Source organism: Pseudomonas sp. 3HC3, assembly GCF_044904505.1.
Lineage (GTDB): Bacteria > Pseudomonadota > Gammaproteobacteria > Pseudomonadales > Pseudomonadaceae > Aquipseudomonas > Aquipseudomonas putida_Y.
On record NZ_JADDRH010000001.1, the window covers coordinates 664,530 to 680,252 of the forward strand.

Annotated in this window: 14 protein-coding genes; 5 read left to right on the top strand and 9 right to left on the bottom strand. The window is 62.3% G+C overall.

Annotated features, from left to right (window positions below):
- Positions 1-77 precede the first annotated feature (77 nt).
- Positions 78-977, bottom strand: a complete 900-nt coding sequence (locus INQ47_RS03235; protein WP_252461308.1) for a helix-turn-helix domain-containing protein — start codon at positions 975-977, stop codon at positions 78-80.
- 182 nt (positions 978-1,159) lie between these two features.
- Here INQ47_RS03235 and INQ47_RS03240 point away from each other — a divergent pair, with 182 nt between their 5' ends.
- The 4 genes from INQ47_RS03240 (at position 1,160) to INQ47_RS03255 (ending at position 5,823) form a co-directional block, all read left to right on the top strand.
- Positions 1,160-2,518, top strand: a complete 1,359-nt coding sequence (locus INQ47_RS03240; protein ID WP_103444373.1) for a glutamine synthetase family protein — start codon at positions 1,160-1,162, stop codon at positions 2,516-2,518.
- 79 nt (positions 2,519-2,597) lie between these two features.
- Positions 2,598-3,686 carry a polyamine ABC transporter substrate-binding protein gene (locus tag INQ47_RS03245; RefSeq protein ID WP_028697446.1) on the top strand — a complete coding sequence of 363 codons (1,089 nt, stop codon included), beginning with the start codon at positions 2,598-2,600 and terminating at the stop codon, positions 3,684-3,686.
- 13 nt (positions 3,687-3,699) lie between these two features.
- On the top strand, positions 3,700-4,995 hold the full coding sequence (locus tag INQ47_RS03250) for an NAD(P)/FAD-dependent oxidoreductase (protein ID WP_404701083.1): 1,296 nt from the start codon (positions 3,700-3,702) through the stop codon (positions 4,993-4,995).
- 150 nt (positions 4,996-5,145) lie between these two features.
- Positions 5,146-5,823, top strand: a complete 678-nt coding sequence (locus tag INQ47_RS03255) for a DUF3313 domain-containing protein (RefSeq protein WP_252461305.1) — start codon at positions 5,146-5,148, stop codon at positions 5,821-5,823.
- Positions 5,824-5,910: 87 nt separating this feature from the next.
- On the opposite strand, the gene INQ47_RS03260 is transcribed toward INQ47_RS03255, so the two are convergent.
- Positions 5,911-7,287, bottom strand: a complete 1,377-nt coding sequence (locus INQ47_RS03260) for an L-serine ammonia-lyase (RefSeq protein WP_404701084.1) — start codon at positions 7,285-7,287, stop codon at positions 5,911-5,913.
- 146 nt (positions 7,288-7,433) lie between these two features.
- Here INQ47_RS03260 and INQ47_RS03265 point away from each other — a divergent pair, with 146 nt between their 5' ends.
- Entirely contained in the window at positions 7,434-8,375 is a 942-nt protein-coding gene (locus INQ47_RS03265) for a LysR substrate-binding domain-containing protein (protein ID WP_404701085.1), read from the top strand.
- Between the two features lie 34 nt (positions 8,376-8,409).
- Here INQ47_RS03265 and INQ47_RS03270 read toward each other — a convergent pair whose 3' ends face one another.
- The 7 genes from INQ47_RS03270 to INQ47_RS03300 all read right to left on the bottom strand — a co-directional run bounded on the left by INQ47_RS03270 (position 8,410) and on the right by INQ47_RS03300 (position 15,719).
- Entirely contained in the window at positions 8,410-9,831 is a 1,422-nt protein-coding gene (locus INQ47_RS03270) for an undecaprenyl-phosphate glucose phosphotransferase (RefSeq protein WP_176684286.1), read from the bottom strand.
- Positions 9,832-10,009: 178 nt separating this feature from the next.
- Positions 10,010-10,762 (bottom strand): WecB/TagA/CpsF family glycosyltransferase, encoded by a 753-nt coding sequence (locus tag INQ47_RS03275; RefSeq protein ID WP_404701086.1) that lies wholly within the window; start codon positions 10,760-10,762, stop codon positions 10,010-10,012.
- Entirely contained in the window at positions 10,762-11,949 is a 1,188-nt protein-coding gene (locus INQ47_RS03280) for a glycosyltransferase family 2 protein (RefSeq protein WP_404701087.1), read from the bottom strand. The genes INQ47_RS03275 and INQ47_RS03280 overlap by 1 nt, the downstream gene beginning before the upstream one ends.
- A complete protein-coding gene (locus INQ47_RS03285; protein WP_404701088.1) occupies positions 11,946-13,148 on the bottom strand; it encodes a glycosyltransferase in 1,203 nt (400 codons plus the stop codon). The genes INQ47_RS03280 and INQ47_RS03285 overlap by 4 nt, the downstream gene beginning before the upstream one ends.
- A 49-nt stretch (positions 13,149-13,197) precedes the next feature.
- On the bottom strand, positions 13,198-14,202 hold the full coding sequence (locus INQ47_RS03290) for a VirK/YbjX family protein (protein WP_404701089.1): 1,005 nt from the start codon (positions 14,200-14,202) through the stop codon (positions 13,198-13,200).
- Positions 14,203-14,211: 9 nt separating this feature from the next.
- Entirely contained in the window at positions 14,212-15,189 is a 978-nt protein-coding gene (locus tag INQ47_RS03295) for a glycosyltransferase family 2 protein (RefSeq protein WP_252461298.1), read from the bottom strand.
- 5 nt (positions 15,190-15,194) lie between these two features.
- Positions 15,195-15,719, bottom strand: coding sequence for a serine O-acetyltransferase (locus INQ47_RS03300; RefSeq protein ID WP_054888344.1), 525 nt, complete (start codon positions 15,717-15,719; stop codon positions 15,195-15,197).
- Positions 15,720-15,723 lie beyond the last annotated feature (4 nt).

A 15,723-nucleotide genomic window follows, 5' to 3' on the forward strand; every position in this document is an offset into this window, starting at 1 on the left:
AGCACCTCGGGTGAAATCAGGGCGGCACGATAGCAACTTTCGGCACGAGATGCTGGGTTCAGTTTTGGCGTGCCCCCTCAACCCCTGCCCCGCCTCAACGTCTCGCTCGGAAACTCCTTGAACAACTGGCGGTAACTCTCTGAAAACCTTCCCAAATGCCAGAACGACCAACGCATCGCCACCTCGGCGACGGTCACTCCACCTCCCCGCAAAAGATCGCGCCGCGCGCCGTTCAACCGGCGCAGCCGCAACCAGTGCGCAGGCGGCATGCCGGTGAATGCTTTGAACGCCTGCTGCAACTGACGCAGTGAAACCCCGGCAACCTCCGCCAGCTCCACCAGGTTCAGCGTTTCTTCCGGGCAGTCGGCCGCCCATTCGCTGACCCGGTGCATGATCGCCCGCTCCTCGTCACGTCGCCCCAGGGCCACCCCCTGCAAGCGCTGGCACGCGTTGTCGAGTATGAACAGGCAGTCCTCCAGCAGTTGCTCTGCCAGGGCCGGCCCCTGCAGCGGGCTGCCGGCCTCGGCCAGGCGCGTCAGGGTGGCGCTCAGCCAACTGCCGAACAAGGCATTCTGGCCGCTACCCAATGGCACCATGAACAACCCCTCCAGGCGCTGCGGGTCCAGCCCATGGCGGGCCAGGAAGGCCTGGTCGAACACGACCGCCACCTCGTGGTAGTTCTCCGGCGTGATCCAGATATTGCGGCTTTGTTCGTTCAGCAGGTACAGGCTGTTCTCGCTGCGGTCGAAGCAAAACGCCAACGCGCCGCTTGGCGCGCGAAAAAACTGCTCCACCCGGGTGTTCAGGCGCTCTTCGTACACCTCCACGCCATCCAGCCCCAGACAACGCAGCTCACCGCTGAAGTACCCGGGTGACATCTGCCGGTACTGCTGCTGCCAGCCAGGGGTGGCGCGCACTTGCTCGGTGACGTCAGTGGTATGAAAAGCCTGGACCTTCAACGCATTGGCGGTTGTCACACATCATCCTGTATGCACTCTTTTGGTGCATTCGATACTGAAGAAAGTGGATAGATCGCCCCGGGGGCTGCGCCCAAGATAGTCTCCAGCGCGTCACCTGGGAAGCGTAACGCCTTCGCAACTGTTGAACGGTTTTCGCAAGCGCCCACGCTCCCCCACTAAAACCCAACCAAGAGGTCTGTATGAACGCCCCCTTCGATCAGCTGTCCACCTGGCTGAAAGAACACCGGATCACCGAAGTCGAATGCGTGATCAGCGACTTGACCGGCATCGCCCGCGGCAAGATTGCGCCCACCGCCAAGTTCCTACATGAGCGAGGCATGCGCCTGCCAGAAAGCGTGCTGCTGCAGACGGTCACCGGCGACTACGTCGACGATGACATCTATTACAACCTGCTCGACGCTGCCGACATCGACATGGTCTGCCGCCCCGACCCCTCCGCCGTTTACCAGATCCCGTGGGCGATCGAGCCAACCGCGATCGTGATCCACGACACTTTCGACAAGCAAGGCAACCCCATCGAGCTTTCGCCACGCAACGTGCTGAAGAAGGTGCTCAAGCTGTACGCCGACAAGGGCTGGCAGCCGATCGTCGCGCCCGAGATGGAGTTCTACCTGACCAAGCGCTGCGAAGACCCGGACTTGCCACTACAGGTGCCACTGGGGCGTTCCGGCCGTGCTGAAAGTGGCCGTCAATCGTTCTCGATCGATGCCGCCAACGAATTCGACCCACTGTTCGAAGACGTCTACGACTGGTGCGAGATCCAGGGCCTGGACCTGGATACGCTGATCCACGAAGACGGCCCGGCGCAGATGGAGATCAACTTCCGCCACGGCGACGCGCTGGACCTTGCCGACCAGATCACCGTGTTCAAGCGCACCATGCGCGAGGCAGCGCTCAAGCACAACGTGGCCGCCACGTTCATGGCCAAGCCGATCACCGACGAACCCGGCAGTGCCATGCACCTGCACCAGAGCGTGGTCGACATCGCCACTGGCAAACCGATCTTCGCCAACGAAGACGGCAGCATGAGCCCGCTGTTCCTGCATCACATCGGTGGCTTGCAGAAGTACATCCCCAAGCTGCTGCCAATGTTCGCGCCCAACGTCAACTCGTTCCGCCGCTTCCTGCCGGATACCTCGGCTCCGGTCAACGTCGAATGGGGTGTAGAAAACCGCACCGCCGGCCTGCGCGTGCCCACGTCCAGCCCCGAAGCGATGCGGGTGGAAAACCGCCTGCCGGGCGCCGATGCCAACCCGTACCTGGCCATCGCTGCCAGCCTGTTGTGCGGCTACCTGGGCATGGTCGAGCAGATCGACCCTAGCGCAGCAGTGCAGGGCCGTGCCTATGAACGACGCAACCTGCGCCTGCCGATCACCATCGAAGATGCGCTGCAGCACATGGAAGACTGCGAAACCGTGCAGCAGTACCTGGGCAAGCAATTCGTCCAGGGCTACGTGGCGGTCAAGCGCGCCGAACACGAGAACTACAAGCGCGTCATCAGCTCGTGGGAGCGTGAATTCCTGATGCTGAGTGTCTGATCCACTGCGGGGGTGCTTTGCACCCCCGCACAGGCAAGCCTGCTCCGAACTCGAAGAACAAGACCAACGAGGTGTTCCCATGCGTCATCTGCAAGCCCTGATCCCCGCTGCATTCACCCTGCTGTTCGCCACCACCACCCAGGCCGCACCCACGGTCAGTGTGTACAACTGGACCGACTACATCGGTGACACCACTCTGGCCGATTTCCAGGCCAGCAGCGGAATCAAGGTGGTCTATGACGTGTTCGACTCCAACGAAACCCTCGAAGGCAAGCTGTTGGCCGGGCGCACAGGTTATGACGTGGTGGTACCGTCCAACCACTTCCTCGCCCGCCAGGCCCAGGCCGGGGCCTTCCTGCCGTTGGACCGCAGCAAGTTGCCGAACTGGCAGCACCTGGACCCCAAACTGCTCAAGCAACTTGAACAGAACGACCCCGGCAACCAGTACGCCGTGCCTTACCTGTGGGGCACCAATGGCATCGGCTACAACGTCGACAAGGTCAAGGCGGCACTGGGTGTGGACCATATCGACTCGTGGGCGGTGCTGTTCGAGCCCGAGAACCTGAAAAAGCTCAAGCAGTGCGGCGTGGCATTCATGGACTCGCCCGACGAACTGTTCCCGGCCGTGCTCAACTACCTGGGCCTGGATCCGCGCAGCGAAAAACCGGGCGATTACGCCAAGGCCGAGGCCCGCCTGCTCGAACTGCGCCCCTACATCACCTACTTCCACTCCTCCAAGTACGTCTCGGACCTGGCGAACGGTAATGTCTGCGTAGCGTTCGGCTACTCCGGCGACGTGTTCCAGGCCGCCAACCGCGCCGTAGAAGCGAAGAACGGCGTGAAGGTCGCCTACAGCATTCCCAAGGAAGGCAGCAACCTGTGGTTCGACCTGCTGGCCATCCCCAAGGACGCCAACAACCCCGAGCAGGCCCTGGCGTTCATCAACTATCTGCTCGACCCCAAAGTGATCGCCAAGGTCAGCGCCACGGTCGGCTATGCCAATGCCAACCCGGACGCCAAGGCCTACATGGATGCATCGCTGGTGAACAATCCCGAGATCTATCCACCCCAGGAGGTGCTGGACAAGCTGTACATCTCCAGCACCCCGAGCCCGAAAATCATGCGCGTCATGACCCGCTCCTGGAGCAAGATCAAGTCCAACCGCTGAGTCGAGAACGCTCATGTCTTTCAATACCCAACACACCGCCTCGTACTACGCCGCCACAGCGCGCGACGCGGCAACCTACCCCAGCCTGGACAGTGAACTGACGGCCGACGTATGCGTGATCGGCGGCGGGCTGACCGGGGTCAATACCGCCCTGGAGCTGGCCGAGCGCGGCCTCTCTGTGGTGCTGCTGGAAGCCCGTCGTATCGGCTGGGGCGCCAGTGGGCGCAATGGCGGCCAGCTGATTCGCGGCATCGGCCATGATGTCAGCGGCTTTGCCCGGCATGTCGGCCAGGACGGTGTGCGCTACCTGAAACAGGCCGGCATCGATTCAGTGGAACTGGTGGCCGACCGTATCGCCCGCTACGGCATTGCCTGCGATCTGCGCTGGGGCTTCTGCGAACTGGCCAACACCGAGGCGCAGTTCGCCGCCTTCAAGGATGAACAGGACGACCTGGCCGCCCTGGGCTATCGCCATGAAACACGCCTGGTCGGCGCCGGGCAGTTGAACGAGATCGTCGCCAGCGACCAGTACGCTGGCGGCCTGGTAGACATGGGCTCGGGCCACCTGCACCCGCTGGATCTGGTCCAGGGCGAAGCCCGCGCGGCCCACAACCTGGGCGTGCGCATTTTTGAGCAGAGCCCGGTCCTGCGCATTGAGCACGGGCCCAGGTTGACGCTGCACACGGCGCGCGGCAAGGTGCGCGCAAACAGCCTGGTGCTGGGCTGCAACGCTCACCTCGATGAACTGGAACCGCGCCTGAGTGGCAAGGTGCTCCCGGCCGGCAGCTATGTGGTGGCCACCGAACCCTTGCCCGAAGCGCTGGCCAGCAGCCTGATCCCGCAGAACATGGCGCTGTGCGACCAGAAGGTCGGCCTGGACTACTACCGTCTCACTGCAGACCGCCGCCTGCTGTTCGGTGGCGCCTGCCACTATTCCGGGCGCGACCCTAAAGACATCGGCGCGTACATGCGGCCGAAGGTATTGAAGGTGTTCCCGCAACTGGCCAACGTGCGCATCGACTACCAGTGGGGTGGCATGATCGGCATCACCGCCAACCGGTTCCCCCAGGTCGGGCGCCTTGGCCAGCACCCCAACGTGTATTACGCCCAAGGCTATTCCGGGCACGGGCTGAACGTGACGCACTGGACGGCGAAACTGCTGGCCGAAAGCATCGCCCTCGGCCATAGCCAGGGCCTGGATGTGTTCAGTGCCGTGCCGCACCTGACCTTCCCCGGCGGCAAGGCCCTGCGCTCACCCCTGCTGGCACTGGGCATGTTGTGGTACCGCTTGCGTGAGGCCCTGGGTTGAGTGGGCAACAACGTTTGCAGCGCCACTCAGGGCGAGCGCGTCCCGGTCACGCATTCTGTACTTTTCAAAGAGGATTGCCCCGTCCACTGGCCAACTGCCTCGCACCTGCTAGCGTTGTTGAGGCCGACCTCTCATGGATGCCTTTTCATCATGAAATCATTGCCTCGCATTACCCTGTTGTGCGCCGCGCTGCTTGCCGTGGCCGCCTGCTCCAGCAACCGCGTGGACCCCAAGGATTACTCCGGCTTCCTCAAAGACTACAGCCGGCTGCAAGAAGCCAAGAGCCCTTCGGGTGACCCGGTGATGCGCTGGATCGATCCCAAGGTCAATATCAACCAGTACAGCCAGGTGTTCGTCGAGCCAAGCCAGTTCTACCCCAAGCCGCAGCCCACAGCGGTTATCTCGCAGCAGACGCTGCAGGAAATCACCCGCTACTTCAACGAGGCCCTGCGCCGGGAAATGGGCAGCGTGATGCCTTTGGCCAAGGGGCCTGGCCCGGGCGTGATCGTGATACGCCCGGCGATCACGGCAGTGTCGACCAGTAACGAAGGCCTCAAGCCTTACGAAGTGATCCCTATCGCGCTTATTGCGGCAGGTGTGAATACCGCCATGGGTGGCCGTGACCAGGACGTGGATGTCGGTGTGGAGGCAGCGTTCCTGGACGGTGCCAGCCAGAAGGTGCTGGCCCAGGTGGTCCGCAAGGGGGCGGGCCAGGAACTGGAAAACGACACGCAGAAGCTGACCTTGAATGACGTCAAGCCAGTGCTCGATGGCTGGGCCAAGGACATGCGTGCGAGCTTCCTGGCAGCCAAGCAGAAAGGCCGCTGATTCAGTTCTGCCCAAACAGGTCAACGCAACCTGATTCAGGAGCGGCCCATCGAGACACAAGGCCGCTCCAGTTGACCGCGTTAAAAGTCAGCACTCGACGAAAGCGACCGCCAAACCGCCGCGCGAGGTTTCCTTGTAATTGGCATGCATGTCCGCCCCGGTATCACGCATGGTGCGGATCACCCGATCGAGCGAGATGAAGTGCTCGCCATCCCCCCGCAGCGCCATCTGCACGGCATTGATCGCTTTTACTGCAGCGATTGCATTGCGCTCGATACAGGGCACCTGCACCAGGCCACCCACGGGGTCGCAAGTGAGCCCGAGGTTGTGCTCCAGGGCAATCTCGGCCGCGTTTTCCAGCTGCGGCGGCGTCGCCCCCAGCACCTGGGCCAAGCCGGCGGCAGCCATCGAGCAGGCCGAACCCACCTCGCCCTGGCAGCCTACCTCTGCCCCCGAGATCGACGCATTTTTCTTGCACAAAATACCGACCGCCGCAGCCGCCAGCAGGAAATCGACGACATCGGCATCACAAACGGTCGGGTTGAACTTCATGTAGTAATGCAGCACAGCCGGGATAATGCCAGCGGCACCGTTGGTGGGCGCGGTAACCATGCGCCCGCCCGCGGCGTTCTCCTCATTGACCGCCAAGGCGAACAGGTTCACCCACTCCATGGCGCTGAGGGTTGAGCCGATCACGTTGGGCTTGCCCAACTCCTGCAGGCTGCGGTGCAACCGCGCAGCGCGGCGCTTGACGTGCAAGCCGCCCGGCAGGATGCCCTCGTTGCGCAGGCCGTTCGCCACGCACTCACGCATCGCAGCCCAGATGCGCAGCAAGCCCTCACGCACCTCGACCTCCGGGCGCCAGGCGCATTCATTGGCCATCATCAGTTGTGCCACGCTCAGGTTGTGGGCTTTGCACAAATCCAGCAACTGAGCACCACTGTCAAACTCATAAGGCAGCATCACGGCATTCGTTTCGCTTGCCGGCGCATCGATCTCGGCTTGTTCGACGATGAAGCCGCCGCCCACCGAAAAATAGGTCTGGCTCAACAGGCTGTGCTGCCCGTCCATGGCTTCCAGGCTCATGGCATTGGGGTGATAAGGCAGGCTCTCGTCGAGCAGCAGCATGTCACGGCCATAGTCGAAGGCCAGCGGATGGCTACCGTCGAGCATCAGGCAGTCTTCCTGCAGCACCTGGCCAATGCGCGACTCGATGGTGGCCGGGTCGATACGGTCCGGCCACTGGCCCATCAAGCCTAGCAGGCACGCGCGGTCGGTGGCATGGCCAACCCCGGTCGCCGACAGCGAGCCATACAACCGCACTTCCACGCGCGTTACCCGCGCCAGCAGCCCCTGCTCACGCAGGGCCTGGGCAAAGGTAGCCGCCGCCCGCATCGGGCCGACGGTGTGGGAGCTGGAAGGCCCGATGCCAATTTTGAAAAGGTCGAAAACACTGATAGCCATGCTAATGCCTGACCCTGCCCTGACATGCATCCAAGGTAGGGTTGTCTGGAGAAATTGAGCGTTATTGCGATTTTGCGCGATACTGACGCGCTGGCTCACGGATGACCAACGAAACTTCCTAAGCAAGCCTTTAGTAGTACTAAACGATGCGACGACAACTCAATGGTCAGATGTTCGTCTGGCTGCATGTATTTGCCTGCGCAGCCCGGCACTTGTCCTTCACCCGCTGTGCCGAAGAGCTGCATATCACCCCGGGCGCGGTCAGCCAGCAGATGCGCCAACTGGAAGAGCGCCTGGGCTACCGGCTGTTCCTGCGCCGGGCGCGCGGCGTGGAGCTGAGCGCCGAGGGGCAACGCCTGGCCCAGACGGTGGCCGAGGCCTACGGCAATATCGAGGCCGAGCTGCTGCGGCTGGACGCGGGAGAAATCCGCGGCACGTTGCGTGTGCGATCGATCCCGTCGTTCCTGGCCAAATGGCTCACGCCGCGCTTGCCGCGTTTTCAACAACGTTACCCGGACATCGAGTTGCGCCTGGTGGCTGAAGACAGTGCCCAGGCGCTGACGCCGGGCGACTTCGACCTGGCCATCGACCTGAACGATGGCAGTTACCCCGGCATGCTTTCGACGCCGCTGCTGGACGAGCAGATCTTCCCGGTGTGCTCACCTGCCCTGCTGCGCGGGCGCCCGCCGCTGCACGGCCCCGCTGACCTGGCGCACTACCCGCTGCTGCATGACATCACCGCCTGGCGTGGCAGTTCGGAATATGCCGAGTGGGAGTTCTACCTGGAAGGCATCGGCGCCGCCGGCCTGGATGTACGGCGCGGGCACACCTTCAACCGCAACCACCTGACCATCGAGGCGGCGATTGCCGGGATCGGCGTGGCGATTGCCCGGCGCACGCTGCTCAATGATGAACTGGAACGCGGGGCACTGATCGTGCCGTTTGGTGTACCGATCGCCAACCACAAGCGTTATGTGGTGCATTACCCGCCAGGCGGCTTGAACCAGCCGGGTGCGCGGGCGGTGCATGACTGGCTGGTGGAAGAAGCGCAGGGGTTCAGGGCGTTGCATCCGCTGAACAAGGACTAACTGGCGGCACACGGTCGATGCGGGCGTGCGTTGCTCAATAAGCCTGCTTACCCGTAAAGGCATTAAGCGTGCGCACCAGAATCACAAAGTCCAGCCACAACGACCAGTTGTTGATGTACTCGATGTCCGAGTCGACCCGCTGGATCATTTGCTCGATATCCTTGGTCTCCCCCCTGAACCCGCGCACCTGCGCCAAACCCGTCATGCCTGGCTTGATATTGTGGCGGGCAAAGTAGTCGACGATGTCCTGCGAATACAGGGTGTCATGTTGCAAGGCGTGTGGCCGCGGCCCTACCAGGGACATTTCCCCGGTCAGCACATTGAACAACTGTGGCAACTCGTCAAGGCTGGTACGCCGGATGAAAGCCCCGATCCGGGTCAGCCGTGGGTCATTCTTCTGCGCCTGTTTGACCACGCCCTCTTCCGGTTGGTGAACATGCATGCTGCGAAACTTCCAGATACGGAACGATTCGCCCGTCCAGCCGGTACGTTCCTGGCGGAAGAACACCGGGCCGCGGCTATCTATCTTGATGGCCAGCGCAACAGCCAGCAGTACGGGTGATGCAAACAGCAAAATCAACGCGGCCAGCACCCGGTCCTCAAGGTTTTTCAAGAACAGGCTCATGCCCGTCAAAGGTGTCTCCGACAGGGTCAGCACCGGAATGCCGGCAATTTCCCGCACGCTGTGGTTGATCAGGCGCAACGAGAAGATATCCGGCACCCAGTTCACCGCAATGCACTTGTCGAGCAACTTGAAATACACGTCGTTGATGACCTCGGAGCCACCCAGTGGCGTCACCAGGTACACCGTACGAATGCCGTGCTGGGCCACCAGTTCGTCAAGGTCGCCAATATGCCCCAGCACCGGCAGGCGCTGCTTGCCCTCGGCACTCTCCAGCCCCTGCCCATCGCCTTTGTCGAGCAGCACGCACCCCAGCACCCGCTCGCCAAACCACGGGTTGTTGCTGATTTTCTGATAAAGGAAGTTGGCCAGGTCACCGTTGCCGATGATGAGGGCATTGTCCAGGCGCGCATGCGCGCTAAAGCGCTTTTGCAGTTCGCGCACGGCAAAATGCAAGAATAACTGGGCGAAATAACCAATGACGAACAGTTGCACGACCAATAGCCGTGAATAGGTTTCGCTCTGTTTGGTCAGGAACGCCATGACGACCAGGAAGCAAAACGTTGCCGACCAGGCCTTGAACAGGCGGAACGCCTTGATCGAAAGCCCGACGTTGGTGCGGTAGATCGCGTAATGATCATAAATGACTGCCAGTGCGCCAATCAGCAACAGCAGCATGATCACGTAATCGGATGTGATATAGCCGAACTGGTCGTAGATCAGGTACCAGGCAATACCGGTGACGGCAATACCATCAAGGCCGGCCTGAATGGCGTTACTGACACTGCTTCTTCTCTGGAGTAAGGAACGACTGCTTCTGGGTTCGAAAACCATTTCAGACCTCATCAAGATGAGCCTAGCAAGTGCCTTCCATCAAACAGCAAGTCTTGAAAACAGACTTAAGCAAAAACCGTGCAGCAGGCGCGTGGCGCCCTCAAGCGATTGATATCACTGTAGCAGCCACCCGCTGCTGGCGTACCCGGAATCACCGCTTTTGCGATTTTTGGCCGATTCATAGGGCCCGCCTGGCCAAAACCGCCGCCCGCCGGTACAACAGGGTGCGCAACAGGAATAGCGGATTGCCCACCACATAACGCATGAACAGGCGCTTGGGCTCGCGCAGCAGGCGGTACAACCACTCGCCACCCAAACGCCGCAGCCATTCAGGGGCACGGCTGACCTTGCCGCCGAGAAAGTCCAGGATCGCCCCACCGCACACGATCAGGCATGGCCCGCCAGTGGCTGCCAACTCCGCTGCCACCGCTTCCTGCTTGGGCATGCCCATGCCCAGCACGATCAGCTCGGGTTGCTGCCCGCGGGCCAACTGTAGATAGGTTTCAACGCTGGCAAAGCCATCGTGAACCGACACTGGCACGATGCCGAACTCGGCTTTACAGCGCTGCGCAGCCTGGTCCAGGTAGGGTTGCCGGGTGCCCCAGAAGGCGACCTTTCGCCCTCGGTAAGCAGCCATGAGCCTGGGAATGAAGTCAGTGCCGTTCATGTTGAGCCCGGGTTCCAGGCCCAGGCCGCGATACAGGATCGCCATGCCGGCACCATCGCGCAGCAGCACATCTGCGGCCGACAGTGCCTGGCTGTAGCCTCCATCGCGCACCACCAGGTTCATCGCATGGGCGTTGACGAAGCCCAACACGGTGCCCTTGTCCGGCGTAGCCAGGCGGTCGAGCAGGTGCTGCACGGCGGCGTCATCAGCGATCACGTCCAGTTGGTCGATCACGCGCTTCCAGCGATTCTGCCACTGAGCCATCAGTCGTCATCCCGTTTTGAACGCACCCATTCAACCTGGCGCTTGATCAGGAAACTCAGGTACAAGGGAATCTTCCTGGCCGCGTAAAACGGCGCGTACAACAACACCGAGAACGGTATCACTTCACGGCAGAAGCGCGCCCAGGCCAACACCACGGCAAAGGCCAGCAAGGCCAAACCGGTAAAGGCCAGACACGCGGGCACCGTCAGGCCGAACAGCAGATACGCCAGCCAGGTCACCAGATTAAGCCCGAGCAAGGCCAGCACCAGCAACGCCAGGGGCGGCACCAGCAAGTCCAGGGTCAAGGCCGCCAGGCTAGCATTGCGCTGGGTGATTGCAGCCCTCGCCCGTTTGGGTGCGTCGGCGAGCATCAAGCCCAGATGGCCATGCTCCCAGCGGGTGCGTTGGCTGTTGAGGCCTTGCTGGCTGAGCGGAAACTGGCTAGTGACCAGTGCCTCGGGGCAGAAAGCAGGAGGCTTACCCTGCTGGCAAAGGTCCAGGCCCAGCTTCACATCCTCGACCAGGTGACCATTGGCCAGGTTGATCAGGCTCAGATCGTGCCAGCCGAACGCCATGCCCGCGCCCATCAACTGGCATGGTAGGCCCAGGCGCGCCCAGCCGCGTGGCCGCACCAGGTTCTTGACCCGCCAGGCAAACTCGGCAACCTGCACTCTCAACCCGGCACCTGCCGGTGCACGCATCAGGTACAGCGACTGTACCGGGCGCCCAAGTTCGAGACAGCGGCGCGCCAGGCAGTCGATCGCCCCCTCGCCCACCTGGCAGTCGGCATCCACCACGATGACCACCTCGGTCGGCCGCTGAGCCAGGTGGCGTACGCCGAAATCCAATGCGTAGCCTTTGCCGCGCAACCGCGTGTCGTGGCGCTCTACCACTTCGGCGCCGGACTCGCGTGCCAACTGGGCCGTGTCGTCAGAGCAGTTGTCCGCCACTACCAGCAAGCGGTCGCCGTCCAGCAGTTGCGGCGTAACGCTGGCCAGCATCGCACGAATGACCAACGCCTCATCGTGGGCGGGCACCAACACCGCCACTCGCGGGCGCTCGCCAATGCCGTTGGGCCTCGCCCGCGCTGGCAGGCACGCCAGCAACACTTGCAGCACCAGGACCAACACCGGCACCAGGACGATGATCGCCAACAGGCCCAGTAACCAACCCAATACACTTATCATGCGTATGCCTTGAAATAGCCGGCCAGCCTGGCCGCCTCGGTGTCGATGTCATGCCGTTGCACTACACGCTGGTAGGCCACCTCGCCCATGTGCTGCAGTACCTCGGCCGGTTGCGCCAGGCAGTCGGCCATGGCTGTTGCCAGCTCGTCCACGGCGCCGGCAGGGAACAGCCAGCCGTTCTCGCCAGGCCGCACCAGTTCGGGGATACCCGCTACATAGGTGGTCAGCACGGGCCGGCGCAAGGCCATGGCCTCCATGATGACCACGGGCAAGCCCTCGGCGAAACTGGGTAGCACCAGTGCACGGGCGGCCAGGACTTCCTCGCGTACCTGAGCACTGCTGATCCAGCCGGTGATACGCACTTGCTGCTGCAAGCCGTGCCGGGCAATCAAGGCCTCGATCTGCTTGCGCATTTCACCGTCACCCGCCAGCACCAGCTCGAAAGCGATCGATTGGGCAGCGAGACAGCGCGCCGCTTCCAGCAACAGCAGCTGGCCCTTCTGTTCGCACAGGCGCCCGACACATACCAGCCGTGGCGCCGACGGCACATTGATCGGCGCCACCTCATGAAAGCCACGCTCCAGGCCGCAATGCACCACCTTCACCTTGCTCCAGTGCTCGTGCGCCACCCAACGGTACAGCTGGCTGCGCCCGTACGAGCTCACCGCCGCGACAAAGGCGGCGCGCCGTACTTTCTCACCCAAGTGCAGGAACTGTGGTTTGTCGAATTCTTCAGGGCCGTGCACGGTAAAGCTGTATGCCGGCCCGCCCAGGGCGTTGGCCAGCATGACCACTTCAGTAGAGTTGGTGCCGAAATGCGCGTGCACATGTGTCGCTTCCCCTGCCTGCAACCACTGCAGCACCTGGCAGGCCTCGGCCAGGTAGACCAGGTGGTAGGGCCAGGCACGGTCTGCTCGCAGACCAAGGCGCATGGCCAGCCACAGTGCCTGGAAAAAACGCCGCGGCTGCGTACGCAGTACCTGCCACGTCGGTGTCAACAACCCCTTGAGCCCACCTTGCAATACGTAGCGGGTCTTGTCCCGCTCGGTTGCGTCCTCGGCGTCCTGCACCTCGGCGTCCCACCCACGCAGGGCTATACGTTGTACCTCAACCCCCTGACGCTCCAGCGCCAGAATTTCGCGACGGATGAAACTGTGGCTGACTTTCGGGTACTGATTGATGAAGTAAGCAATGCGCATACGAATCCAGATCCAAACCCGCTTGATGACCAACCTTCCCTGGCAACCTTCACTTCAGGCTGTCGACTACGGGCGGTCTGTCTACTGCCGATGCACTCACAGCAAATGCATCCCCCTGTTTTCCTTGTAGTCCAAGGTTGTGATTGCTGCTTGGCAATGCTGCCTGCAAACGGGTGAAAACATCGTCAAGCAATGCCTGGCGGCGGCGGTACATCGCCCGTTTCTTGGCCGGGATGTCAGCTTCCGCCCGTTGTGCCGGCGCTAACGGCAGGGTAAAAAAATCCTCACGGTCAGACGCTGTGGCGCCATGCTCTTGCCAGATCACGTCGTAGTTGGCCGCCAGGTCCTGGCCCTTGTCGCTGCCAAAATAGGGGTGACGATGGTGCCGGCAGGCGTCGCTGACGGCATACAGCTTTGTCACACCCAGGGTCCTGCCCAGGCATTTCAACGCTTCGAGCAACAGGCTGCGTGGCCGCAGCCCTTCGAAGTCCTTGGTCAGGTCGCGGTAGATGGCCAGTGAGGTTTCGCTGTCGACACCTTTGTGGATACCCTGCACCGCACCAATGAACAGACTTGTCTCACCCTGGCTGCGGCCCAGGGTGAAGGCCAGGGATGCCACCCGCAGGTCGGCCTGGAACAGGTTCAGCACCAGTTCGCCTTCGCGCTTGAACCAGATTGGCCGGTCCAGTACCAGGCAGCAGCCCGGCGAATGGCTGGACAGGTCACACAGCCTCAGGTTTTCGTCGCGCCCCAGCAGCAGCAACGCCGGGAATTGCCCCGCCACCAGTTCAAAGTGCGAAGCCAGCGCATCCAGACGCTGTGGGGCCTCCCAGCACTGGCTGATGTAAGGCCATTGCACGACCCCGATACAATCCACACCCAGCCGCTGCAAACCATGCGGGCCCAGCGCCGTCGTCATGCGCTGCATGAACCCGGTCAGCTCAGGCCATTGCCTGGCAATCTGGCGCATCAACTTGTATTTGTTGTGCAACGCCCGCAACGAGTAACCCGGTTGCAAGGTAAACACGCTTTTCACGAGGGTGCCGAGCATCATGGGTTTCTCTCACTTGTACTCGATCAATGCCGATTTGCCAGCCGCAAGGCGATGGCGCAGGAACTTCAGCTGGCCGAGCATTTCCGGGAACTTGCCCAACACCAGGAACACGGCCTGCAGCCAGTTCTCGCGCGTCGACTTGCCGCCGCGACGGGCCAGGCGCACAGCCTGCAGTGGGTAGATCAACAGCAAGAGCAGGCACCAGCCGCCCAGCAGCAGGCAGGCCAGCGCGATCACCAGGGGTATCCCCAGGCCCCACAACCAGGCCCGGCGTGACTCGCGCAGCCAATGCCGCTCGGGGGGCTGGCCATGCAGGTACGCGCCCTCGGCATAGGCGTGCCCAGCGCGCAGGCTACGCCGCCACCACTGGCTGAAACGGGTCATGCCGGCATCGTGCAGGGTCATCTCGGCAGCCAGTCGCCAGACTTTCCAGCCGTTGGCCCGCAAGCGCACGCACAGTTCCGGCTCTTCTCCGGCGATCAGGTCAGGGCGGAAGCCACCAACAGCCACAAAGGCGTCTGCCCGCATCAGCGCATCGCCGCCACAGGCCTTGGCCTCACCGACAGGGGTATCCCACTCAAGGTCGCACAGCAAGTTGTACACCGAGCGCTGCGGGAAGCGCTCACGCCTGCGACCACACACCACTGCCACGGCGGGGTGCTGCTCAAGAAAGGCCTGCGCCGTGGCCAGCCAGCTGGCATTCACCTCGCAGTCGCCATCGACGAACTGTACCAGTTGCATCGATGGCAACAGGCGCTGCAAAGCGGCAAAACCTTCATTACGCGCGCGAGCGGCGGTGAACGGGATACCCATGTCCAGCGCCAGCACGTCCACGCCAAGGTTGGCGGCCAACTGCAGCGAACCATCGGTGGATCCCGAGTCGACGTACATGACCTTGTCCGCCCCATGCGCCAGCGAAACAAGGCAGCGCTCGAGACGCTGGCCCTCATTGCGGCCGATCACCACCACGCCGATCACCGTTGCCATAGGCCTCACTCGACCGACGCCGTGGCGGCCGGTTGCCGGGCCTTGATGATGGCCGGCACCCCCACTGCCAGTGAATTGTCAGGCACATCTACCAGCACGACGGCATTGGCGCCGATGATCACGTTGTTGCCGATGCGAATACTGCCCAGCACCTTGGCCCCGGTGCCGATGTCGACGTTATTGCCGAACACCGGGGCAATCGGCTCGTCGACATTCTTCAGGCCCACCACCACGCCGTTGCGGATACGGCAGTCATCGCCGAAGCGGGCATAGCCGCTGACAACGATGCCGCCAAAATGATCGATGACGAAGTTTCGCCCGATCACCACCTCGCAAGGCAGTTCGATACCGGTGATGATCTGGACGAATTTGAACAGCACCTTGTAGATGAGCGAACACAGTTTACGCAGCAGTGCCGGGCGCAGCGTATAACGCCAGCGGCCAAAGCGGTACACCAGCAATACCCAGAAACCCTGGGCGCCCCAGTCCCCGCCATGGGCCCGCAGGTCGGCGCGAATATTCTCGAACATGGCT